Source organism: Mesobacillus zeae, assembly GCF_003570705.1.
In the GTDB taxonomy this organism is placed as follows: Bacteria; Bacillota; Bacilli; order Bacillales; family Cytobacillaceae; genus Mesobacillus_C; species Mesobacillus_C zeae.
This window is the reverse complement of record NZ_QWVT01000002.1, coordinates 37,851-60,481: the sequence shown is the minus strand read 5'-3', so window position 1 is coordinate 60,481 and position 22,631 is coordinate 37,851. Positions and strand designations below refer to the sequence as shown.

Sequence of the window (22,631 nt, the reverse complement as noted above, 5' to 3'; positions counted from 1 at the left end):
GTCCACACCTTTCGCTTGCGTGCTTGGGCTTATGTGCCGGGAGGGCAAGGTTCATATGCTTATCTTAATAAGATGTCTGACGGCAAAGCCGCCAGGCATTTTTATATTTTTAATTGCTTCTGCTTTTCTCTTAACCCATTGATCAGGATTTCAATTACTTCAGGCCTGCTGAATTCCTTTGGCGGGAGCTCCCCGTTCTTTAGCATTGTCCTCACTTTTGTCCCTGAGAGGATGAGCCGGTCCTCTTCGTCATGCGGACATGTTTTTGATGAACCCATGCTTCCGCATTTATTGCAGTAAAAGCTATTTTCAAAGAACAAAGTTTGAATCCCGATTTCTTCTTTTGAAAAACAGGAGAAAATCTTTTGGGCATCGTACGTCCCGTAATAATTGCCGACCCCAGCATGGTCACGACCGACAATAAAATGGGTGCATCCAAAGTTTTTCCTTACAATTGCATGGAAAACGGCCTCCCTAGGACCAGCATAGCGCATTGCGGCCGGAAAGACTGCCAGCATTGTCCGTTTTGCTGGATAATAGTGGTCTAAAAGGGTGCGATAGCTTTCCATCCTGATATCAGCAGGGATATCATCTGATTTTGTTTCTCCTACCAGCGGATGAAGGAGCAGGCCGTCTACCGCCTCTAGGGCAGTTTTTTGAATATACTCATGTGCACGATGAACGGGGTTGCGGGTCTGGAACCCAACGACCGTGCTCCAGCCTTTCCTTGTGAAAGCTTCCCTGGTTTCAGTAGGAGTCAAATAATATTCGCTGAATTGTGTCCTTGAAGGCCTTCGGGTTACGATTACAGGACCTCCGATGTATATGGAAGGCCGGTTATATAGTTTATGGATCCCGGGATGTCCGGGGTCGTCAGTACCGAAGACCCGCTTTGCCTCAACCGCCTTGTCAGGCGTATAGACATCGGTGACCGTCAGGCAGCCGTAATGGACACCATCCTTCATCAAAGAAACCTTGTCGCCGTGGGAAAGAAGCGCTGCTTCCTGTTCGTTTACCGGGAGAGTGACAGGAAGGCTCCAGGGCAAACCGGATGCCAAGCGCATATTTTCGACAACCGATCTATAATCATTCTGGCCCATAAATCCGTCCAGCGGGCTGTACCCTCCAATGGCAATCAATTCAAGGTCAGCAAGGGCCATGCCGTCGAGCTCTATATCCAGCTTGCAGGAGCTGTAACATGCATGATCATTTGACAATCGGTTGATGAGCGTCCCGCCATGGGGATCAATCATTAGAAATCCCTCCTTGCTTTTGCAGCAATTCCCTGTGGAGGCCGCATTCTTTTTTATCAGTCATTGCCCATCTTCCCGAGCGGTGGTCATTAGGATCAGTGGCAGGAAGCGTGCATGTTTTACAGCCTATGCTCGGGTAGGATCTATCGTGAAGTTCATTATAAGGCAGCTCGTGGAGTTTGATATAAGACCATATATCTTCCCAAGTCCAGTGAATCAGCGGGCAAACTTTAATTTTTTTAAACTTTTCATCCCGGTTGATAAAATCGACCTTTTTTCTTGTCTCTGATTGCTCACGGCGCAAGCCGGATATCCACGCTGCTTTATCCTGAAGCTGTTCGGAAAGCGGTATGATTTTTCGCATATGGCAGCACTGATCAGGCTCAGTCTTCCATATTTCATCCCCGTACAGCTCTGCCTGCCCATTCAGTGTAAGGGAGGATTTCACTTTCTCTATCACTAACCGCGGGTATTTCTCTTCCATCTTTGCTATCAATTTATACGTTTCTAAAAAATGCAGTTCAGTATCCAAAAAAATCACTGTCGCGTTGGGCATGATTTTACTGATTAAATCAATAAGCACAACCCCTTCCGCCCCAAAGCTGCAGGCATAGGTAATTTGGCTGCCGTATTCCTGGAAAGCCCACTTCAGCACATCCATGCTCTCCTTTAGCTGGGTATTGAGCTCGAGGACTTTTCCTTCGTCCCATGATTCGTATGTCAAAAAGCCATTCATATTTCTTTCCCCGCCTTATCATAAAGTTCGCCTAAAGCGCAGGCAATGTACTTTCGCTCGACTTGTTGCTGGGTAAATACCTAAAGGCAAAGTATTCATCAGAACTTGCCCCTGTTCCTTTGGGTGAAGGCTAGTCAGTCACATCCCTAGGCTGGCTGAATATACTTTTTTGACTGTATCTCAGGGAGAAGGAGGGAGCCGGTTGACACTCGCGATTATACAGGGCAGCAGCCATAAGCCTGAACGGGCAGAGGTTAATGTGGTCATTGATGTCATTCGTGCATTTACCGTTGCCCACCACGCATTTTTAATGGGGGCCAGAGAAATTATCCTGTCGCCAACGATTGATGCTGCCTTCAGACTGAAGGAAAGCGATGAGGACTTTCTTTTAGCAGGGGAGGTTGAAGGCCTTCCTATAAGAGGCTTTGACCTGGATAATTCCCCGTGGAATTTGCAGGGTAAGAATCTTTGCGGGAAAGTGCTGGTCCAGAAAACGACCAACGGGGTAAAAGCTGCTTTGAACGCCCTTGCAGCTGATTATGTATTTATTACGGGGTTTTCAAATGCGAAAGTGACCGCGGAATATATCCGTGCGAACCTAATAAGGTCGGGCGAAGTGTCTCACATCAATCTGATCGCCTCCCATCCAACAGGTGACGAAGATTTGGCATGCGCGGAGTATATAGCAGGCATTATTACAGGTGATAGTCGCGTAGATGCTAAGGAGGCTGCCGAAAGGATACAAAGGTCCGGTCCTGCGGAAAAATTCTTGAATAGAAGTCGGCCAGAATTTAAGAAGGAAGACATTCTATTATGCCTTGAAGAAATAGACGGCAGCTTTATCATGCAGGTGAACAGCGATAAAGGGCTGCCGAGAATTGAGAGGATATTTATATGAGAATTGATCAATTAATGCTTCCGGAAAGGGAAGAAAAACCAAGGACATCGGGTATTACCGTCTTAATTGATAATGGTGTCCCGCTTAACTTTTTCAGGGATACCGTTATATCATCGGGGAAATATATTGATTTTGTGAAATTTGGCTGGGGAACGTCATTAGTTACAGAGCAGCTATCCGAAAAGATTGCTTGTTTAAGATATCATGATATTGAATTCTTTTTTGGGGGCACCTTGTTTGAAAAGTTCGCAAGCCAGGGAAAGGTCGAAAGCTTCCATCGCTATTGCAAAAAAAGCGGTTGCAGATATGTGGAAATTTCCAACGGAACGATCGAAATGACAAATAGTGAAAAGGCTCTGTACATTGAGCAGTTCTCCAGAGATTTTTCCGTATTCAGTGAGGTGGGCAGCAAGTCGGGGGAAATATCCGATGGGCAAAATTCCTCGCAATGGATTGACTGGATTTGCGAAGACCTTAATGCAGGGGCGAAAAAAGTAATCACGGAAACGAGGGAAAGCGGCACAAGCGGGCTGTGTCGGAGCAATGGTGAAATCCGGCTTGATATTATTGGGGATATTGTTGCATCCGGAATCGATTTGGATTCGGTGATTTTCGAAGCCCCTTCAAAAAGGATCCAGACCGAGCTGATCAAGGCTGCAGGAGCAGATGTGAACCTTGCCAACATATCCTTTTCTGATACGATTCCACTGGAGACTTTGAGGCTGGGTCTCCGTTCTGATACATTCCATTTGTTTAAAGGAGATGCAGTAAATGCGAGAAACTAACAAAGTTTTTCACCTGGCAATACCATGCAAGGATCTTGACGAAACTCTTCAATTTTATAAGAAGCTTGGATGCAGGCCTGCAAGAAGGTATGAAGACAGAGTGACTTTCGATTTTTTTGGCGACCAGCTTGTCTGCCATTTAAATCCGGAAGAAGTGGATGAGAAGCCAAAAATGTATCCGCGTCACTTCGGTGTAACCTTCGTGCAGCGAGAGGAATTTGAGTCTTTGCTGAAAAAAGCAGAGCAAAGCGAACTCCCTTTTTTCCAGGAGCTTATGGTCCGTTTTCCGGGAAAACGAGAGGAACATATGACATTTTTTCTCATTGATCCTGCCAATAATCTGCTGGAATTTAAGTTTTATCATGATAGAAGCATGCTATATTAAGAGAAAAGAAGTACTGGTTTGGTTAAGTTTGTAATAGGAAAGGTGTACCAAGCCGCCAATTATATATGATGTGCTTTTTACCCAGCTTTCTCAGAAAAGGTGGGTATTTTTATTCAAAATTCTGAATATTTGTTGCTCCTGCTTGATTATCAGATTCCCTTTCCATAACTTTAAGGTAATTAAACAAAGAAGGGGAGAGACATAATGAACAAAATTCTAAGAACAGGATTTATTCTTTTCACTACTCTGCTGCTTCTTACGGGCACGATGCCGGGAGTGAGCTTTGCCAAAAAAGGAAGCATCGATTATGACAGCTTTAGTGAAGTGGCCTATGGGTCTGACGGAATGGTCGCGACCGCCCATCCGCTTGCTACGGAAATAGGGAAAGATGTCCTAAAGAAAGGCGGTAATGCAATTGATGCCGCTGTCGCCATCCAATTTGCCTTAAATGTGGTGGAACCGATGATGTCCGGAATTGGCGGGGGCGGATTTATGATGGTGTATGACGGAAAGACAAAAGAAACAAACATTATTAACAGCCGGGAGAGGGCTCCCGAGGGTGCATCGCCGGACATGTTTCTTGATGAAAATGGAAAGCCGGTTCCTTTTGAAGAGAGATCTACAGGAGGGGAAGCTGTTGGGGTGCCAGGAACATTAAAGGGGCTGGAAGATGCGCTCGACAAGTGGGGAACAAAGCGGATGCAGCAGCTGGTGGCCCCTTCCATCAAGCTTGCCGATAAAGGGTTCCCTATTGATTCTGTCCTTGCCGAAGCGATTGAAGAAAACAAAAAGGCATTGTCCCGCAGTGCCGCCAAAGATGTTTTCCTTAAAAACGGAAGACCTCTTTCCGATGGTGATACTCTTGTTCAGAAAGATCTCGCCAAAACCTTTAAATTGATACGTTCAAAAGGTACTGATGCTTTTTACCACGGTGAAATCGGCCAGGCTATTGCCAAAACGGTCAGGGAAAAAGGCGGCTCGATGACGGAAAGGGATCTTGCGAAATATGATGTGACAATGGATGAGCCAATCTGGGGAGAGTACCAGGGCTATAATATCGCCAGCATGCCTCCGCCAAGCTCGGGTGGTGTCTTTCTTCTTCAAATGCTGAAAATACTCGACGGCTTCCATTTGTCACAATACGATGTACGCTCCAAGGAAAAATATCATTTGCTTTCCGAAACGATGCACCTGGCGTATGCAGATAGGGCTGTATATGCAGGCGATCCTGAATTTGTAAAGGTACCTTTGCAAGGCCTTCTGCATCCCGACTATATTAAAGAGCGGCAGAAGATGATTGATCCTGTGCGGGTTAACATGAACCCAGCAGCAGGTGAACCATGGAAATATGAAGAGGGAAGCCCGGACTATGCAGCGGTCACCCAGCCTAATGATAAGAAATATGGAGAAACGACCCACTTTACGGTTGCGGATAGATGGGGAAATGTTGTCTCCTACACGACAACGATTGAACAGCTGTTTGGAACAGGCATCATGGTTTCAGGATACGGAATTGTACTGAATAACGAATTGACCGACTTTGATGCCGTGCCTGGCGGTGCGAATGAAGTCCAGCCGAACAAGCGGCCGCTGAGCAGCATGACCCCTACAATCGTTTTTGACGGAGAAAAGCCTTTACTAACAGTCGGATCGCCGGGAGGCCCAACGATTATTGCCTCCGTGCTTCAAACGATTCTTCACCATATTGAATATGATATGGAATTAAAGCAGGCGGTGGAGGAACCAAGGATTTATACGAACAATATGAGCTCATACCGATATGAACAGGGAGTTCCAGCCGATGTTGTCAGCAGTTTGAACAGGATGGGGCACAAATTCGGCCCAGCTCCTATAACAATCGGAAATGTACAGAGTATACAAATCAACCACGATGAAGGAATCTTTAAAGGAGTGGCTGATTCAAGCCGAAACGGTTCAGCCGCCGGGCTAACCCTGAAAGGAAATAAGGCGGGGTATTAGAGTTGTAAGTAGACTTCTGAAGCTTATTCTGTTTCAGCAGTGCCAATTCAACCGGTGAAATAAAGTTTTTGATATACAAAAACAAAAATGGACCCTCTATTGTTGCAAAACAGATTCAGGCCCCTTGCCCAATTGATTGCGCAGCAGCTTCCCGATATAGCCAGCCAGTTCTTTTTCCTTTTTTTATTATTGTCCATAATCCATATCACCTGCAGTAGTTTACTGCAAGGGACATTGCTGATCTTCTGGAGATTATATTTGCGATTGCAGAGCGAAGAGGAATCACAGAACCGGAAATTGAATATACCAGGCAGACTAAATAAGGGCAGCAAGGAAGTTATAAGAAAAAATTTTTTCTTGAATGGGTTGAAGAATAATGGGCTCAGCAAAAAAAGCTGTTGGCGGCGCAACAGCTTTTTCTTTAGTTAAACGTGCTCTCCCTTTTGCTTTGTGCTGCTTTCCGCCATACATAAAGGATGCCGATTAGCCATAAGACCATTAGTACGGCATAGATCACAGTACTGCCTGCATGAGGGATGCTTGCTGTATCCATCAGTGTCCTCGTATTGGTCATGATGATCATTCCACCGACAAGCACTCCGAGAAGGTGGGAAGGAATGATCCTTACCAGCCAAGCTGCAATTGGGGCAGCAACAAGGCCGCCGACCATGAGGGCGATAACCCATTGCCAATTAAACTGGGTCCATCCTAGGGTGAGGATAAATCCCAGAGTTGCGGAAAGGGCGATAGCAAATTCACTAGTATCGACCGTACCGATCACTTTCCTTGCTTCCATTTTCTTTGAGAGAAGAACAGGGGTGGCGATAGGTCCCCAGCCTCCTCCTCCAGTGGAATCAAAAAAACCGGCAATGAAGCCCAGTGGAATGAAAAATTTAGAGGTTAACGCTGCTGGTTTTTCTCCGGACGAATGAATGGAACGGAAAAACAGAAACCGGTATATCACATAGAAACCCAGGCATAGCAGGAAAAAGGATACATATGGTTTGATTAAGTTACCCGGGATGCTCCCAAGGAATACCGCCCCGGTGAAAGCGCCGATTGAACCAGGCAGAATGAGTTTTTTGACAACTTGTTTATCAACATTGCCAAATCTCAAATGGGAAACCCCTGATGCCGCCGTTGTTACTACCTCTGCCATGTGTACGGATGCCGAGGCAACGGCAGGGGCAATTCCAAACAGTAGCAAGAGTGAGGAGGATGTCACACCGTAAGCCATTCCCAATGAGCCGTCCACTAACTGTGCGGCTAAGCCGATCAACGCTAAAATAATGAGCCTTCTCAAAACAATCTCTCCTTTTTTCAGACTGGACTGTTCCAGGAATAGTGAAGGGTAAAAGCAGCCCACCTTCTAAGCTATAGTATGGATTTTGGGCAAAATGGTTCATTGAATGCTGCCGGCAGCAATATGGAAGGCTGACAGCTGTTTTTAGGGAGTTTTTACGGGGGAAATGAACCAAGACAGTGATTTCACCGATTGCATGGCAGAGCCATTTATGGATAAAATAAAATAGTTTTCACCTGTGCGGAAAATCAGGATTATGCGGCCTAGAAGTAATATCAGCGGGAGTGAAATGTATGGGAGCAAGGGAGTCAATTGCAAAGAAGGTTGCATGGATTAGTGTATGGAGCAATATTGTCCTCACCTTAGGAAAAATTTTCATCGGCTGGTACGGGAAAAGTGATGCTGTTTTTGCAGATGGGATCCACTCTGCAGCTGATGTTTTTGCTTCAATCATTGTCCTTCTTGTCATTAAGCTGGCAAATAAACCAGCGGATGAGGATCATCCTTATGGACACGGAAAAGCTGAAATTATTGTTTCAGGAGTCGTGGGCATGGTTCTTCTGCTGGTGTCTGCCTACGTTGTGTACGAAGGAATATCTGGCTTTTTCCATCCAATTGAAGCCCCAAGTCTGATGGCCATGTGGGTGGCAATCATTTCATATGGAGCTAAAGTTGTTTTGTATCGATACTCCTTGGGCGTTGCCACACAACATAAAAGCAAGGCTATCGAGGCCATCGCTTTTGACCATAAGGCAGATATTGTTGCGTCTATTGCGGCTGCGGCTGGTGTGCTTCTTTCGGTTGCAGGAGACAGGCTGGGCCTTGGTTTCCTGTTGTACAGCGATAAGGTTGCAAGTATTTTTGTCGCCTACCTGATTTTTAAAATTTCCAGGGAAATGCTGACAGAAGCTTTCCATATCCTCATTGAACGCAGCGTCGATCCGGAACTCCTTCAGGATTACATCACCATCATCTCTGAGTTCCAGGATATCCGGAGAATCGACCGCGTAAGGGCGAGGGAGCATGGCCATTATATTCTTGTCGATATTAGAATATCCATTGATCATTTTAAGACGATAAAAGAAGGCCATGATCTTTCCAAAGAGATTAAAGGGGCACTCATAAAGAAATACGATAACATTCAGGAAGTCATGATCCATCTCAATCCCTACTTCCCAGAGGGAGAGGGAATTAAGGATAAGTTTAGGGCTCCACAATAGATGTGGGGTCCTTAATTTAGTGGAAATACGAATCCCTCTGCATTGAATTGGAAATTTATTACTGAAAAAGCAGATAAAATGGGCGCTACAGTAGATAGACGGGCATAACCGTAGATAGAAAGAGTGTAACCTTAGATATCCGGCTTTCCAAAGAAAAATTCATCTCAATATGCTATTGTGGAATCGGTTACAGGTGGTGGCGGGGCAAAACCACCTACTGTTAAAGAGGAAAAAGTGCATTTTTCTCCTCAATATTTTTGAAAAATCATCAAATTTCACGAAAAAAACAAACTGTTTTTCCTTTCCTAACTAACTTAATAGGCAATCACGAGCAATTCTAATCTGAAAATTGGTCTCTTTCCTGAGGGCTCCTAATAAATGCGGGGCCTTTTTTAGGTGGGTTATAGATACAAGACAAAAAGCTTAAATCTTGCGTTGTTTTTTTTCGGTAATATAATGTATAGTAAATTGCTGATGGAATATTGCCCATAAAATAACTTCACTGTTTATTAATGGGCTGCAATAGTATAACGATCATCGAATATAAATCAAGTTAGTGGAACATGATTTGCTGGCCCGGCAAAAGCTATGGGGTTGTTGTTGAAAATAAAGAACATGGAGGATCATTAGTGAAAAAAATCGTATTAACTGGCGGAGGCTCTACTGGGCATGTTTCATTAAACCTTGCATTGATCCCGCTGTTGAAAGAACATGGCTGGGATATATTTTATATTGGTTCAAGTACTGGAATAGAAAGGAATCTTATTGAGAAAATTCCTTACGTTACATATCATGCGATCTCCACAGGCAAGCTAAGAAGGTATTTTGACATCAAAAACTTTTTAGATCCATTAAAAGTGGGGCTCGGGGTCATTCAATCCCAAAAATTAATTCGCGATATTAAACCTGATATCGTTTTTTCAAAAGGCGGGTTTGTTTCGGTACCTGTTATTCTTGCTGCCTGGATCAATAGGGTGCCAATCATCTCCCATGAATCCGATATGAATCTTGGGTTGGCATCCAAAATCGCCTTGCCTTTTTCTAAGAAAATGTGCTTTACCTTTCCGGAGACAGGCAAACATATTCCTGATGACAAAGAGTTATTTCTTGGACCTGTTATTAGGGCCCAAATCAAAAATGGTTCGAGAAAGAAAGGCCTGGAGCTATGTGGGTTTGATGACAAAAAACCTGTCATACTCGTGATGGGAGGAAGCCTGGGCGCCCAAAAGATTAACGATACAGTAAGAAATTGTTTATCCGACTTGTTAAGGAACTATCAAATCATCCATCTTTGCGGAAAAGGCAAAGCGGATTCCAGTATTCAAATGAAGGGGTACAAACAGTTCGAGTATGTGGATGATGAATTGGCTGATCTATATGCCGCAACAGATTTGATTATTTCCCGTGCAGGATCAAACTCAATATTCGAATTCTTGGCGTTGAAAATTCCAATGATCCTGATCCCGCTTCCATTATCCTCAAGCAGGGGGGATCAAATCCTGAATGCGCAGTCCTTTGAAAAACAGGGATTTTGTGAAGTATTGGATGAGGAAGATTTGACAGTACAATTATTAACAGAAAAAATTAATGGGATGTATAGCCGTAAATATGATTATAAAAAGAATATGAGCGACAATAACCCGGGTGATGGTTTGATGAAATTATATGACATGATAGAAAAAGTCAGTGTATCAAAAAAAGGTTAGTACAGAAAAAAGGATCCAGCCTCATTGAAGGCTGGGTCCTTTTTTGGTTGCCTAGCTATAGTGCTTGTGCACACGGAGGTTCTGATTTTCTCTGTCCAGCTGCAGCGCCCAGTGCCTTGTGGACTTCCCCCGCCTCCCTACGACGAAGCACAGGATGTGCGAGTAAGGCGTTGCGCACAGGACGTGCGCGCCTTTAGCGTTATAAGTCAACATCGATTCGCTTACGCTCATCGTGTTTCCTTTATCGCGCATTAACGGGCAGTAGGTTCCCAACTGCCCGTAACAGCCCGATTGGCTATCTAACTATCAGCGGCAAAAACCTAACCGCTGATTGAAGATTCGCCGTATCTCGGTCGGTTGGCTCCAGTCCATACGGCACTTAACGGGTGCTTCCGCTTTTCATTGTCCAACTGCAGCGCCTAGGCGCTGCAGCTTTTCTTATAAAAAATAAATAAAATTATTTTATTATGCATATAGAAGCATAATTAATCAGAATCACATTATAAACAGGAGTTTTTCGCTGTTTTTCGACTAATATTGTAATTTTCATAAAAAACACACTAATTTATAATTCCTATTAAATAGACAACAGAAAGGAAAGCAATTCATTGACTAATAACTTTTCTTGGAAAATAAAAGATGATGAAGAATTACCCACTCAACATTATTTGGTTAGGAAATGAGTGAAAGGGCCATGGAGCAAGGAAAGAAGTTTTTAATAATCAATGCCGATGATTTTGGTTTAACAGAAGGGGTCTCGGAAGGAATCCTGCATGCCCATGGCAGTGGAATCGTTTCAAGCACATCAGTCATGATGAACCGGCCCTTTAGCAAAGAAGCATTAATAAAAGCTAATGCATATCCGAGCCTGGAGGTAGGGGTTCACCTCGTCTTCAATAAAGACCGTCCTTTACTTCCTAGGGAGTGTGTTCCGTCACTTGTGGACCAAGATGGTTTTTTTCATAAAAATGTTTTTCTAAACCGGAAAAAAATCGTTTTAGACGAGCTATACCAAGAGTTTGCTGCACAGGTAAACGACTATATTTCCCTAATGGACCGGCAGCCGTCACACCTTGATTGTCATCACTGGGGAATATTGCATCTTCCCTTTTTTAAGGTATATCTGCAAGTTGGCCAGTTATTTAATGTTCCTGTAAGAGTCCCGTTTTTTGATCCGAAGAATTATCCTTATTCTTCCCTACAGGAATTACTAAAAGATGTCCCATTATTTAATCTCAATAAACGATTGCTAAGGCTGAGAAGTCTGGCGGCGGATTCAGGCTTAGTGTTCGCCGACTACTTTTGTCCGGGGTTTTACGGTTCAAAAATCTCACTGGAATCTTTTAAAACACAATTGGAAAATTTGCCTCCCGGTACTGCTGAGTTAATGACACACCCTGGGTTTGCTGATAGCAGCCTATATTCTGCAAGCTCCTATAATAAACTGCGATTAAAAGAATTAAAAATATTAACTTCTCCAGGATTGCCAGAGTTTTTGCTGCAGCAAGATATTGTGCTGACAAATTACTCCGAATTGAAAAGTTCGGCATTAATCTTAAAAAACAATCAGGAGATAGTGAAATGAAAGATGTCATTCATTATTGGAAAAGCAATGGGGTCATGATTGAAGACCCTGCAACTACATTTATCTCAGGAGATGCTGTATTGGAACCCGGGGTAATAATTTGCCCGATGGTTGTGATAAAAGGAAAATCCATTGTGAAAAGCGGAAGTACCATTGATTCATTTTCCAATGTCATCAATTCAATCATTGGTCCTGATTGTACGATTCTCTCTTCCACTATCATTGATTCAAGCTTGAATGGAAATAACACTGTCGGTCCGTATTCATATTTAAGAAATCACACGGTGTTAAAAAATGGAGCCAAGCTAGGAAGCCTTTGTGAAATCAATGATTCTGTCTTAGGAGAAGGAACTAAATGCAAACACTTTTCTTACCTTGGACACGCGCAAGTAGGCAGAAATGTAAATATTGGCGCTGGAACGATTACATGTAACTTTGACGGCAGGAATAAATTTAAAACGAAAATCGGCGATCATGCTTTCCTGGGGGCAAATTCATTGCTGGTTGCTCCGGAAAAAATAGGTGATCGAGCTTTTACAGGCGCCGGTTCGGTTATTACAAAAGACGTTTGTGCTAATGAAAAAGTGTACGGAGTTCCTGCGAAAACAAGAATTTAAGATTGAAAGAAGTGACGAATCAAATGAATAAGCAGCCAAGTGTACTGGCAGTAATGGCCCATCCCGATGATGCGGAATTGAGGTGTTTTGGCACACTTTTGAAATATAAGGAAATAGGCTATGAATGTAAGCTGTTGGTTGTATCTGGAGGGGAAAATGGAATCTCCCTCCAAGATAAATTAGAATATAACATTGATTACATACCAAAAACAGAGAGAGAACATGAAACAAGAAGTGCTTTTGAAAATACAGGCATAGAGATAGACATTCTGCAATTTGATGATGGAAATATACGTCTTGATAAGTCTCTCATAGCTGCCATTGAGAAAGTCATTAGAGATTTTGCCCCTGATGTCGTGATCACTCATTGCCCGGAAGACCTTGGCGTGGATCACCAGGATCATTCAGCTGTAGGGAAAGCAGCAATAAATATCGCTTCTCGAGTTGAAGGAGTAAAAAAGATACTGCTCTGTGAACCTCTATTAACTTTAAGAGCCGGATTCATCCCGAACTATTTTGTGGATATCACCAAATATTTCAACCGGAAGATGGAAGCACTGTCACACCATAAAACCCAGCATGGCAGATACTATTTGGAAGAGCACTACCATGTTGCGAAATCTGTATTCTATTCATTATCCCTAGGGGCTAAGCCTGTTGAGGAAGGCCTCAAGCATGAGGTTTTCAATGCGATTTTCACCCTCGAGACTTAAACGTTAAATATAGGAAGTGGAGATGAAAATGGAAAAGATTATCGATGCAGCACATGGAGGCGAAGGATGGCAAGGCCGCGAATATGACCATCTTAATGATATTGGCAAGCTATGGAGCGACTGCGGTGTTTCAGCAGAATCAGACCCTTTAAAAAGAGTTCTGCTAAGAAGGCCTGGAAAAGAAATAGAGAGATTGGAAGATCCACAAAACTTGTTATGGCTGGAAAAACTCAATCCCGAGAAAGCAAGGTACCAGCACGATACATTAGTTGATGTGTACCGGCAGTGGGGAGTCAATGTAGAGCTGCTGGAAGATCATGCGGCAGATTTATATCCGAATCTCATGTACGTCCGAGATTCTTTCACGATGACCCCACAAGGTGCAATCGTGTCCAGACTTGCATCGAAAATCAGGTCGGGGGAAGAGACAATTGTCTCGAAACAGCTTTCCAATATGGGTGTCCCAATCGTTGCGACTGCACACGCAAACATGTTATTGGAAGGGCCGGATATATTTATTGTCAATAAGAATTTAGTATTCCTTGGAGTAGGTATCAGGACGAATTACGAGGCTGTTCATTTTGTTCGATATTTGCTTGAGCTGCAGGGGTTTGCGGAAATTCATATCATCCAGACCACATATGGATGCGGTCACTTGGATGGCGTTGTGAGTATATTAAATTCTTCGAATGCAGTCATCATCCCGCAAAGGGCATCCTATCAATTGTATGAAGTGTTGAAAAGACATGGCTTTCATATTATTGAGCTCTCAAACTTAAAAGAAATAGATGAAAATATGGCGATAAACTTTGTTGCTCTAAACGAAGAAAATATCGTGATAAACAAAGGTGCTGCGGATTCAGTGAAAAAGTATGAAGCGGCTGGAGTGAATTGTATGGAAGTAGACTTATCCGAGATAACAAAAGGCGGGGGTGCAGTGCACTGTATAACCGGGGTTATTAAAAGGGGGTAAACGATGAAAATATCAATTATTATTCCCATTAAATCTACATTAAATAAAGATTTGCGTGATTTTACGAATTATATTATAAGTTTGTCCTCCCAACTGCAGAAAACTGAAAGTCAAATCATCATTGCAGACGAAAGTGAACTTGCCTCACATTTATTCATGAAAGAAAAATTCAAAAACCGAAGTAATATCTCCCATATCATACCGGATGATGAAATCAGGACTGGAGCAAACGACAAATTAAATGGCATATATGCTGCACTAAAATATGTGAGGTACGACAATATATTGCTGGTTGATGACCACTACCGGATTACCTACTCAACTTTACAAAGACTAGCAAACTACTTTAATCAATATGACTGTTTTAAAGGAACACCAAAGTTTGATGCCTTTCCTTTTTCTGTGAAGATTGATTTGTGCGGACTGTTTATTGTGAATATGCTGGACTACAGAAAGCAATACAGCGGACATTTAGCGTTTAAAAAGAAACTAATCGATGAACATGGCTTTCCGGACCGCGATGCACTGTTCGACGAATTTGCCATGGAAAAACATTTTAGAAAGAATCAATATTCAATAGGCTATATTCGTGAGGCTTCCCTTGAAGCAACTCAAAGTATCAGCATGAAAAAGTTTCTGGAGCAGCGGGTTCGATACGCCTACGAAAATATAGCTTTTCCAATAAGATTTGTTTTCTTTCTTTCAATATTGCCATTACTGCTTCTATTGCTGATTACTAATAATCTTCTGCCTTTATATTTCGCTGCGGCTCTAACAATTGGAGCGATGAGTGTTTCATTTATAGGCCAATTAAAATACGGAAAGGGAATCGTTCCGAGGCATACATTTCTGTACAGCGCAATTTGGTTTTGGTTTTATCCCTTCACCTCATGGCTTTCGATCTATAAATATTTTACTGGCGGAGTTGAATTTGGAGGCAATAAAGTCCGGAAAGCTGCCTAATCTAATAGATCTACTTTAAATTTCTTATCGAAGGATGGACAGGATGTTTACCAATAAACAGTTGAATCAAGCGAAAGAAATCCTCTCATACGCTAAAGAACACACGGAGTTTTACAAAAAAGCATTGGAACATACGGATATAGCTGCTTTGAATTACAGTGATTTTCAGGAGATACCCATTCTGACGAAAGAAAAACTGATCTTTGATCAACAGGAGTTTGTATCAAAAAGTGTTGATTATAGCAGTGTAATGTACGAATATACTTCCGGCACTACCGGAGAGCCTTTTTCAATCCCGCGTACGAAGGATGATAAATTGAGGACAAGCATTACTTTGCTCAAAGAGAGGCAAAAAAGGATAGGGAGGTTTCCCGGACTTAAGTTTGCCACCTTTTTTGCAGGCAGCAGTGAGGTGGTAACTGAGGCAGAAGAAGGCTGGCTGAATATTACAGTAAAAGACCTCAATGAAGAAAGCATGAACAGAATTGTTGAAAAACTGATCGACTACAAGCCTGATTTTTTACAAGGCAGTTCAAGAGTTCTCACCTATTTAGCGGAGTTTATTTTGACAAATAAGATTGATATGAAACAAAGCCAGATTAAAATGATTGAAAACCGTGCCGAGGGTTTATTAAGCACTCAAAAAGAATTATTGGAGCAAGCTTTTATGTGCCCTGTTGCAAATATGTATGGACTGCGAGAAAGCTGGGGCGTTGCCTATTCCTGTGATTTCAACCATTTGCATATCATGAATGATAATGTTTTTGTCGAAATACTGGATGAGTTTGGGGATTTTGCAGGCTTCGATCAAACTGGCCATATCCATATTACGTGCTTTCATTCTAAAGCCATGCCGCTCATCAGATATGACACAGGGGATATCGGAATGCTTTCTAAAAAGCAATGTGCCTGCGGAAATCCATCGTTCATTCTCGAACTATCAGGATATAGAAAATTGGATATGATACAAACGCCTGCAGGGTTTTCTCATCCCTCTATTTTGAAATATTTAAATGATTATTTTATCAAAAACAAGTTTGGAATCATTCAATTCCAAGTTGTCCAGGAAGGACTGAATGCCTTCACTTTAAGATGCCATAGTTTAGCAGATTTACATGAAAGCCAGGTGCGGCAGCTGAAAGACAAGTTCCAGGAACTGTTGGGTTATGAAGCCAGCGTAAAGGTAATCCAAACGAATCATTTTGTTTTGAAGGAATTCAGCAGCAAATTTAAATGGTTTGTATCCAATTGTTAAATTAGGTCTTCATTTGGACTTAACAGCTTATTATGCCCGACTGCATATTCTTTCTGTCCGAATTTAGTATTCATTAAGTCAATGACATGCTGCGATCTGTTTTGATAACCGGTGACTTGAAATAAGACAAGCGAATCTCTCATTGCCTGATAGCTTAATTCATATTTAGAGAGATAGTAGTAGACCAAACTTTTTTGAAAAATCAGTTCTGCCAATAAATAATTAGAGTCTATTTTATTGCAGATTAAAATTCCCTGTTCTATATACGATAATGATTTCTCCAGCTTGTTCGTTCTATATAATAGCTTGCTGTAATTGTACAGTATTCTGACATTGACAATCTTATTGCTTTTTGAATCATCATGCGTAATCTGCTTCAGCAGCTTCAGGCATTTCAGATAGTACTTTTCGGCAACTGTAAAATTTTTATCGTCACTGAATACATTTGCCATACTGTTTAATATTTCAACCTCTCGAAGAGTATATTGGCTTTCATTATTATAAAAAACGTTCAGGGCATCGTTGAAGAGTTTAATCGATTTGTTTAAGTCGTTGTTTAAATAATAGGAGCATATCCCTTGAAGCCAGTAATATAATTGTTCATTTTCTTTAGTTTTCAAAATAATCGTTTTTTCATTATCCAAGGTTTCTTGAAGGTTTTGGTAATCGCCAATCCTTAAGCAGTACCGAATATGGCCAATCACTTCATCTAAATATTGGTCATCGGTTTCATGGAAATAGTGGACATCTACACCTAAGCGTTTGGATAGTTTATACAGTATGTCTGAGGAAGGAATGATAAAACCTTTTTCAAGCTGGGAAATGAACGCTTGAGAACATATTCCTACTGCTAACTGTTTTTGAGTAAGATTCTTTTCTTTACGCAGCATTTTTAATTGCTTTCCAATTTTACTCATCAGATTCACCCTTAGTCACAGTATATTTCTACCTCAACTGACTAGATTTTACTACAAAAAATATAAATAAGGTAGTAATGCCTATGAAACCACATGAAGAGTATAAGAATATTGCAGGAATTAAGTTTGAAATATAAAAAAAGGTTGGGATTATGAAAACTTCACATTGTATTTACTTTGGTGTTAGCAGCTATTTAGAAAAAGATTCCGCAATCGCATTAAAACAGTATGAATTATTCCATTTATTCGGCGGGGTGGATCTTAAAGTAACGAGAGAGGACAATCCATTAACACCGGTATACAGGATTTCGGGATGTTCGGTTGACTCAATTGCGTTGTATAACAATAGCGGGATTAAGTCGGAAAGAGTAGTTGACCCAGATTGGAACAGTGCATTTAAGAAGACCTTGACTATATTAAACGAAAAAAAAGTACATCCAGTTTTCGCTAATTGCTTTTATCTTCCGTATGATAAGAAAAATTATAAAAGGAATAACGAAAATCACCTTGTGTTATTGGAAGAATTTAATGAGATCACTCGTTCTTTTCTATTAAGTGATGAAAAAGGGACTTTTTCGATAGATATGGAAGATTTAAAGCTAGCATGCTCAAAGACGAAGAACCAGCCTTATCAATCTTTAGCTATCTCAGTCGAAAACGATTTCTCACACCAGCAAATCCATGACAGGATCAGGGAGATCATGATCGCCAATGCCCGGAAGAATCGCGGCAGTATCGTGAAAGAGATGATGAAGCTTGAGAATGGCATCTATGAAATTAACCAATGTTCCGGCATTCATCAAACCGTTGCCCTTCAGGCATTGTCCATCATCATGCGGCACCCGAATGGGACTATCAGCAGCAGGGGATTTATGAGTGAAAGCCTTAGCAGCTATAGTAACGAGCTTTGCCAGCTGTATAAAGATTTAAGCAGGCTTTGGTTCACTCTTGCCAATGATTTAATCCGATTATCGCTAAACAATATTGCTGCAGATGAAATCATCCAGCAAATAAAGCTGATTTCCAAAAGTGAAGAGGAAGCTAACAATGCATTATTAAAAGAATTTGAGGAGATTGGACTTCCTGGCAGCTAATATATTTACTGCCATTGGATTTCGATATTCCGGCAGGAGGGCTTTATTTGGATACTAAGTTAAAAGATATAGACATTAGTGTGCTCAAGGATGTTATTTCTTCATTCTCTCAGGATTACAAGCCTCGTAATGATATATCGATGAATGATCATCTTGTTGACGATTTGGGCATTGATTCTATTGCATTAATCAGTTTAGTCATCAGTCTGGAGGATCATTTCCATATTAATATTACAGATGATATGATGGTCCCCGAAAATTTTGAAACAGTCAGCAGTGTCAGTATTATGATTAACACTCTGCTGGAAAGGCTGCACGGTTAGCATGGTTCAAGCCCTTAATTTTAGTTCAGTGGAAGTCATGAACAGGAATGATCAAGCGTATATCGTCAAAACAGCGCAACAAAAGGACTTGGTTACGACGATTGAACAAATTCATTATCTTCAAAATCTTCCAGATGAAATCAAATCATATTTTCCGGAAATCACGGAATTTAATATCACAGCGGAGTCTGTTTCGTATCATATGCCTTTTTACAAAATGAACCAACTGGATGATGCCTTACTAGACCCAGACTGCCAAATGGACGAAATCCATGAAGCATTAACTTTACTGATCGATTTATTGTTTAGTCATATTTATGGAAAAGATTCAAAACCTGTTCCGGAAGACTTTGTATTAAAAACACATATTCAGCGGATGGAAAAACGTATACACTACTTTCTTTCCCAGCGTCCGGATTTATGCAGGCTGATATTATCCCCAGCATTAAAAATAAATGGGGAGATATTCACAAATACACTTCCTTCTTTTGATTTCTTATTACGTGAAAAAAATTTGGAGTCTTTAACACCATCTAATCTATCCTTTGTACATGGAGATCTTGAGGCAAACCATATTTTGTTCCTGAAGCAACAGGGTGAGATGCAGTTAAAGCTACTCGACCCAAGATCGACAGACAAGGGCGGAGATTTCGCTTATGACCTAGGAAAGCTGTTTCAATCGATCCACGGGAAATCACATGTCATCCAAAGAGGCCAATTCTCTTTAAAATATGAACTTGAAAAGGATATTCCGGAAATAGAGTTTTATGTAAATAGCGGTAGACCTAGTGAATACAAAGATTTGTTCGATAAAGTCATTAATAGAATCAATGAAAGATGCAATGACAAAAACTGGGAAAAAAGAACACTGTTTAGCGAAGCCGCACACTTTTTAAGTGCTCCACCTTTCTTTTTAGAGAGTGATTGTGATGCTGCAGCCGGTCTTTATTTGCAAGGGATCCTTCTATTAAATGATTTTATGAAAAACCATCTGTAAATTTTTTTGACAGGAGCTGTTTAACATCGATTTCTTACATGATCTTTTGGATGAGGCTGTAAGCAAAGTTCCTGGAAAAACAGCAGTCATTACGAAAGGCGAATCCATAACATATAAGGAAATCGCAATGAAAAGTCTTCAGGCGGCTTCCTATTTAAAAGATAACGGTATAAAAAAGGGCGATCGTGTCCTCATCTTGATGGACAATAGTATCCCATTACTGTATTTACTTTTTGGAATTTCTAGAATTGGCGGTATTGCAGTTGTCCTAAACCCGCAAACATCAGACTATAATCTTCGCTATATCATTGAAGATTGTTCTCCTTCAATGCTGGTTGTCAGCCATGTTGCGTTAGTCGATTCATTAAGTGCTGAGATTAAAATTGCCAATATTAAGAATATCAACTTACATATGGATGAATATGATCCAACGCCTTTTGATTCTAAATGCAATTTATTGCCGAGTGATTTAGCGCTGCTCGTATATACATCCGGGAGCACTGGAACACCTAAAGCGGTGATGTGCCCGCACAAGAATATTATTTTTTGCACAAAAGCCATATCAGCGGAATTGAAGATTGAATCGAGTGATGTTATCGGCAATTTCTTGCCGTTATCGTTTGATTATGGATTGTATCAAGTGTTTATAAGTTTTGAAAATCATGCGACTTTGGCATTGGAGTCCAGCTTTTCGAGTATCGAACTATTAAAAAGAATCAAAGACTGGAATATTACCGTCCTGCCATCGCTTCCGCATTTAACCCAAGGTTTAATAAAATTGCTTCTCAGAGAAAAAACACCTTTGTCGTTAAGGATGTTGACGAATACCGGGGAGCATTTGCCGAAGGAAACTGTACATGAACTAAAAGATCTTTTACCGGATTGTAAAGTGTACCTAATGTATGGACTCACTGAGTGTAAAAGAGTATCGATTCTGCAGCCGGATGAAATGGCAAAGGAGGCTGATTCGGTAGGAAGGCCGCTACAAAATGTCAGCTGTTATGTCATTGATGAAAATAATCAAAAAGTACCTCCTGGCACGGCGGGACAATTGGTTGTTGAGGGACCTAACGTCATGACTGGTTATTGGAATAACGAAGAACTGACAGAACGAGTATTCAGGAAAACTGCAGAAGGCTATGCCCTTTACACCGGGGATTTTTTCAGGATGGACGATGATGGATATCTGTACTGCATCGGAAGAAATGATGGTGTTTTCAAACAAAACGGCTATAGAGTCAGTACAAGAGAAATAGAACAAGCTGCACTCAGGCTTGAAGGTATTGAACAGGCAGCCGTATTGCAGCCTGATGCGCAATTTGAATATTCAATGCTGTTCGTACAAACGCGCATCAGCCCAAGTCAGATTCGGCAAAAGCTGAAATTTGTTTTGGAAGGCTACAAGCTTCCGCCCTATATCGAAGTACTGGATGAGTTTCCGTTAACCAATAATGGAAAGATAGATAAAAATAAGCTTGGCAATATGCGGTTGAAGAGGGGGATAAAAAGTGTTTGAAGAATTCAGGCTGGAATCGACGGTTTGTGATGAACTAATAAAAGGTTTAGTCATTTTACAAGACATTGACCCTGCATCTCCAAGAAAAGAAAATTTGGCAGCTGTCCGGGAGCTTATAAATGAGAATAGAATTTTAGCTGAATTTTGCAATGATCTTAAAAATAGCATTCTATCAACACAGGAAAAAGGATACTTTCTACTGGATTCCAATAAAATCGTCAACAGTGACGAAGAGGCCAGATTATTGAACTTCCTCCTCGTTTGCTGTGCAGGGGAACCCATATGGCTGTTTAATGATGAAAGCTTCTGGTTTGAGCTGGGGGTGAAATTGGATGCTGATCCCGGTCGGACACATGGTGTTGGCGAAAATAAACTTCATGTAGATATGGTCGGATACAGCCGCGTTCCAAGACTTATCTCGTTTCATTCGATGCGGAAAGATCTGAATGGAGGAGGTATGACACTCCTCGCTGATATGGAGAAAGCAATAGGATTCCTTTCCGATGAAGATATCAAGCTATTAAGCAGTCCGCACTTTAAGTATTGGCATGATGAAGGTGTCCGTGAAGTAGGAACAGGTCTTGATCAGTTTCCAGTGATTGACCATAACAGCCTAGCCGGCAGAAGAGTGTATCGGTTCACTTCCAAGATGGATCAGCATTTTGAGAAGGAAGGGCTGGTACTGACACATGAGGGTGAGCAGAAGAAGCAAAAAATTATAGGCAGTTTTACTAGATTGTCGGAAGCGGCTGAAAAGGTCAGAGAGGAATTCGTACTCCAGCCAGGGCAGATATTGATTTTTGACCAATTAAGATTTGTGCATGGCAGAGGAGTTTTGGGACCGAACCAGCAAGCTATTCCTGAAGATAAAAGAAGGCTGATCTCACAATGCTATGCACATTAACCGATACATCTGCAGTCTAAAAATACTTATTGGGTGGTCTTGATATGAAAATAACATTTAATCCGGAGATTTCTGTAACAGATACTCCGGGAGGGAAGATCATCGTAATTCACCATTCTTCAGAAGGATTTTTTATCGAGGAAAGCACGTATTCCTTACTGGAGCCCGCGCTAGATCGCTACGTTACCATTCAAGAACTATTTAATCAGCATGATTTTGATTGTGATGAGGTAGAAGAATTTATTAATTTCCTTGTTGAAAATGAAATTTTAATTGCTGGTTGATCGCATTCAGAAAATGCATATAAATGATTTTCATTTTAAGGAGGTGATCTAAATGAAAAAGGTTGAGCTAACAGCTATTCCACTAGGCCAAGTTAATGCAATTGTTTCAAAACAGCGCAATTAGAACTGATGCTCCATCCGGAAATAGCAATTATTATGCAACGAATATTTTAAGGAGGTGATACACATGAAAAAGGTTGAGCTAACAGCTATTCCACTAGGCC

Annotated in this window: 22 protein-coding genes; 18 read left to right on the top strand and 4 right to left on the bottom strand. The window is 41.4% G+C overall.

Annotated elements, in window-relative coordinates:
• Positions 1-101: 101 nt before the first annotated feature.
• Positions 102-1,253, bottom strand: a complete 1,152-nt coding sequence (gene sat, locus D1970_RS00775) for a sulfate adenylyltransferase (protein WP_119110977.1) — start codon at positions 1,251-1,253, stop codon at positions 102-104.
• Positions 1,246-1,989, bottom strand: coding sequence for a phosphoadenylyl-sulfate reductase (locus D1970_RS00770; protein WP_119110976.1), 744 nt, complete (start codon positions 1,987-1,989; stop codon positions 1,246-1,248). The genes sat and D1970_RS00770 overlap by 8 nt, the downstream gene beginning before the upstream one ends.
• A 202-nt stretch (positions 1,990-2,191) precedes the next feature.
• Between D1970_RS00770 and D1970_RS00765 the strand changes: the two genes are divergently transcribed.
• The 4 genes from D1970_RS00765 (at position 2,192) to ggt (ending at position 6,037) form a co-directional block, all read left to right on the top strand.
• Positions 2,192-2,887, top strand: coding sequence for a 2-phosphosulfolactate phosphatase (locus tag D1970_RS00765; RefSeq protein ID WP_119110975.1), 696 nt, complete (start codon positions 2,192-2,194; stop codon positions 2,885-2,887).
• Positions 2,884-3,672 (top strand): phosphosulfolactate synthase, encoded by a 789-nt coding sequence (locus D1970_RS00760; protein ID WP_119110974.1) that lies wholly within the window; start codon positions 2,884-2,886, stop codon positions 3,670-3,672. Before D1970_RS00765 ends, D1970_RS00760 begins: the two co-directional genes overlap by 4 nt.
• Positions 3,659-4,057 carry a VOC family protein gene (locus tag D1970_RS00755; RefSeq protein WP_119110973.1) on the top strand — a complete coding sequence of 133 codons (399 nt, stop codon included), beginning with the start codon at positions 3,659-3,661 and terminating at the stop codon, positions 4,055-4,057. Before D1970_RS00760 ends, D1970_RS00755 begins: the two co-directional genes overlap by 14 nt.
• Before the next feature lie 213 nt (positions 4,058-4,270).
• Positions 4,271-6,037: a gamma-glutamyltransferase gene (gene ggt, locus D1970_RS00750; RefSeq protein ID WP_374978528.1), complete on the top strand. Its 1,767-nt coding sequence runs from the start codon at positions 4,271-4,273 to the stop codon at positions 6,035-6,037.
• Between the two features lie 421 nt (positions 6,038-6,458).
• Here the strand turns inward: ggt and D1970_RS00745 are convergent, their stop codons facing one another.
• Positions 6,459-7,340, bottom strand: coding sequence for a sulfite exporter TauE/SafE family protein (locus tag D1970_RS00745; RefSeq protein WP_119110971.1), 882 nt, complete (start codon positions 7,338-7,340; stop codon positions 6,459-6,461).
• Positions 7,341-7,633: 293 nt separating this feature from the next.
• Here D1970_RS00745 and D1970_RS00740 point away from each other — a divergent pair, with 293 nt between their 5' ends.
• The 8 genes from D1970_RS00740 to D1970_RS00705 all read left to right on the top strand — a co-directional run bounded on the left by D1970_RS00740 (position 7,634) and on the right by D1970_RS00705 (position 16,372).
• Complete coding sequence (locus D1970_RS00740; RefSeq protein ID WP_119110970.1) at positions 7,634-8,560, top strand: cation diffusion facilitator family transporter; 927 nt, start codon at positions 7,634-7,636, stop codon at positions 8,558-8,560.
• A 629-nt stretch (positions 8,561-9,189) separates the two neighbouring features.
• Complete coding sequence (gene murG / locus D1970_RS00735; RefSeq protein ID WP_142920983.1) at positions 9,190-10,266, top strand: undecaprenyldiphospho-muramoylpentapeptide beta-N-acetylglucosaminyltransferase; 1,077 nt, start codon at positions 9,190-9,192, stop codon at positions 10,264-10,266.
• A gap of 679 nt (positions 10,267-10,945) precedes the next feature.
• Positions 10,946-11,851 carry a carbohydrate deacetylase gene (locus D1970_RS00730; protein ID WP_119110968.1) on the top strand — a complete coding sequence of 302 codons (906 nt, stop codon included), beginning with the start codon at positions 10,946-10,948 and terminating at the stop codon, positions 11,849-11,851.
• Positions 11,848-12,468, top strand: a complete 621-nt coding sequence (locus D1970_RS00725) for a DapH/DapD/GlmU-related protein (RefSeq protein ID WP_119110967.1) — start codon at positions 11,848-11,850, stop codon at positions 12,466-12,468. The genes D1970_RS00730 and D1970_RS00725 overlap by 4 nt, the downstream gene beginning before the upstream one ends.
• A gap of 23 nt (positions 12,469-12,491) precedes the next feature.
• Positions 12,492-13,181 carry a PIG-L deacetylase family protein gene (locus D1970_RS00720; protein WP_142920982.1) on the top strand — a complete coding sequence of 230 codons (690 nt, stop codon included), beginning with the start codon at positions 12,492-12,494 and terminating at the stop codon, positions 13,179-13,181.
• Between the two features lie 22 nt (positions 13,182-13,203).
• Entirely contained in the window at positions 13,204-14,154 is a 951-nt protein-coding gene (locus D1970_RS00715) for a dimethylarginine dimethylaminohydrolase family protein (protein ID WP_119110965.1), read from the top strand.
• A gap of 3 nt (positions 14,155-14,157) precedes the next feature.
• The gene (locus D1970_RS00710) at positions 14,158-15,117 is read left to right on the top strand and encodes a glycosyltransferase family 2 protein (protein WP_119110964.1); all 960 of its coding nucleotides are present in this window, start codon (positions 14,158-14,160) and stop codon (positions 15,115-15,117) included.
• Between the two features lie 43 nt (positions 15,118-15,160).
• The gene (locus D1970_RS00705) at positions 15,161-16,372 is read left to right on the top strand and encodes a phenylacetate--CoA ligase family protein (protein ID WP_181213366.1); all 1,212 of its coding nucleotides are present in this window, start codon (positions 15,161-15,163) and stop codon (positions 16,370-16,372) included.
• Here D1970_RS00705 and D1970_RS00700 read toward each other — a convergent pair.
• Entirely contained in the window at positions 16,369-17,289 is a 921-nt protein-coding gene (locus D1970_RS00700) for a helix-turn-helix domain-containing protein (RefSeq protein ID WP_119110962.1), read from the bottom strand. The genes D1970_RS00705 and D1970_RS00700 overlap by 4 nt on opposite strands.
• Positions 17,290-17,441: 152 nt before the next feature.
• Between D1970_RS00700 and D1970_RS00695 the strand changes: the two genes are divergently transcribed.
• Genes D1970_RS00695 through D1970_RS00670 form a run of 6 tightly spaced genes read left to right on the top strand, consistent with a single transcriptional unit; the run spans position 17,442 to position 22,407 of the window.
• Complete coding sequence (locus D1970_RS00695; protein WP_119110961.1) at positions 17,442-18,383, top strand: hypothetical protein; 942 nt, start codon at positions 17,442-17,444, stop codon at positions 18,381-18,383.
• Between the two features lie 47 nt (positions 18,384-18,430).
• The gene (locus D1970_RS00690) at positions 18,431-18,706 is read left to right on the top strand and encodes a phosphopantetheine-binding protein (protein WP_142920981.1); all 276 of its coding nucleotides are present in this window, start codon (positions 18,431-18,433) and stop codon (positions 18,704-18,706) included.
• A gap of 37 nt (positions 18,707-18,743) precedes the next feature.
• Positions 18,744-19,703: a hypothetical protein gene (locus D1970_RS00685; protein ID WP_142920980.1), complete on the top strand. Its 960-nt coding sequence runs from the start codon at positions 18,744-18,746 to the stop codon at positions 19,701-19,703.
• A gap of 46 nt (positions 19,704-19,749) precedes the next feature.
• Positions 19,750-21,219, top strand: coding sequence for a class I adenylate-forming enzyme family protein (locus tag D1970_RS00680; RefSeq protein ID WP_246370212.1), 1,470 nt, complete (start codon positions 19,750-19,752; stop codon positions 21,217-21,219).
• Entirely contained in the window at positions 21,212-22,123 is a 912-nt protein-coding gene (locus D1970_RS00675) for a TauD/TfdA family dioxygenase (protein WP_119110957.1), read from the top strand. The genes D1970_RS00680 and D1970_RS00675 overlap by 8 nt, the downstream gene beginning before the upstream one ends.
• A 44-nt stretch (positions 22,124-22,167) precedes the next feature.
• A complete protein-coding gene (locus tag D1970_RS00670) occupies positions 22,168-22,407 on the top strand; it encodes a hypothetical protein (protein ID WP_119110956.1) in 240 nt (79 codons plus the stop codon).
• Positions 22,408-22,631 lie beyond the last annotated feature (224 nt).

Bases quoted from the DNA above. Each gene is read 5' to 3' on its own strand.
- sat (WP_119110977.1), bottom strand. From the start codon at position 1,253: ATGATTGATCCCCATGGCGGGACGCTCATCAACCGATTGTCAAATGAT.
- D1970_RS00770 (WP_119110976.1), bottom strand. From the start codon at position 1,989: ATGAATGGCTTTTTGACATACGAATCATGGGACGAAGGAAAAGTCCTC.
- D1970_RS00760 (WP_119110974.1), top strand. From the start codon at position 2,884: ATGAGAATTGATCAATTAATGCTTCCGGAAAGGGAAGAAAAACCAAGG.
- D1970_RS00755 (WP_119110973.1), top strand. From the start codon at position 3,659: ATGCGAGAAACTAACAAAGTTTTTCACCTGGCAATACCATGCAAGGAT.
- D1970_RS00740 (WP_119110970.1), top strand. From the start codon at position 7,634: ATGGGAGCAAGGGAGTCAATTGCAAAGAAGGTTGCATGGATTAGTGTA.
- D1970_RS00730 (WP_119110968.1), top strand. From the start codon at position 10,946: ATGAGTGAAAGGGCCATGGAGCAAGGAAAGAAGTTTTTAATAATCAAT.
- D1970_RS00725 (WP_119110967.1), top strand. From the start codon at position 11,848: ATGAAAGATGTCATTCATTATTGGAAAAGCAATGGGGTCATGATTGAA.
- D1970_RS00720 (WP_142920982.1), top strand. From the start codon at position 12,492: ATGAATAAGCAGCCAAGTGTACTGGCAGTAATGGCCCATCCCGATGAT.
- D1970_RS00715 (WP_119110965.1), top strand. From the start codon at position 13,204: ATGAAAATGGAAAAGATTATCGATGCAGCACATGGAGGCGAAGGATGG.
- D1970_RS00710 (WP_119110964.1), top strand. From the start codon at position 14,158: ATGAAAATATCAATTATTATTCCCATTAAATCTACATTAAATAAAGAT.
- D1970_RS00705 (WP_181213366.1), top strand. From the start codon at position 15,161: ATGTTTACCAATAAACAGTTGAATCAAGCGAAAGAAATCCTCTCATAC.
- D1970_RS00700 (WP_119110962.1), bottom strand. From the start codon at position 17,289: ATGAGTAAAATTGGAAAGCAATTAAAAATGCTGCGTAAAGAAAAGAAT.
- D1970_RS00695 (WP_119110961.1), top strand. From the start codon at position 17,442: ATGAAAACTTCACATTGTATTTACTTTGGTGTTAGCAGCTATTTAGAA.
- D1970_RS00685 (WP_142920980.1), top strand. From the start codon at position 18,744: ATGAACAGGAATGATCAAGCGTATATCGTCAAAACAGCGCAACAAAAG.
- D1970_RS00670 (WP_119110956.1), top strand. From the start codon at position 22,168: ATGAAAATAACATTTAATCCGGAGATTTCTGTAACAGATACTCCGGGA.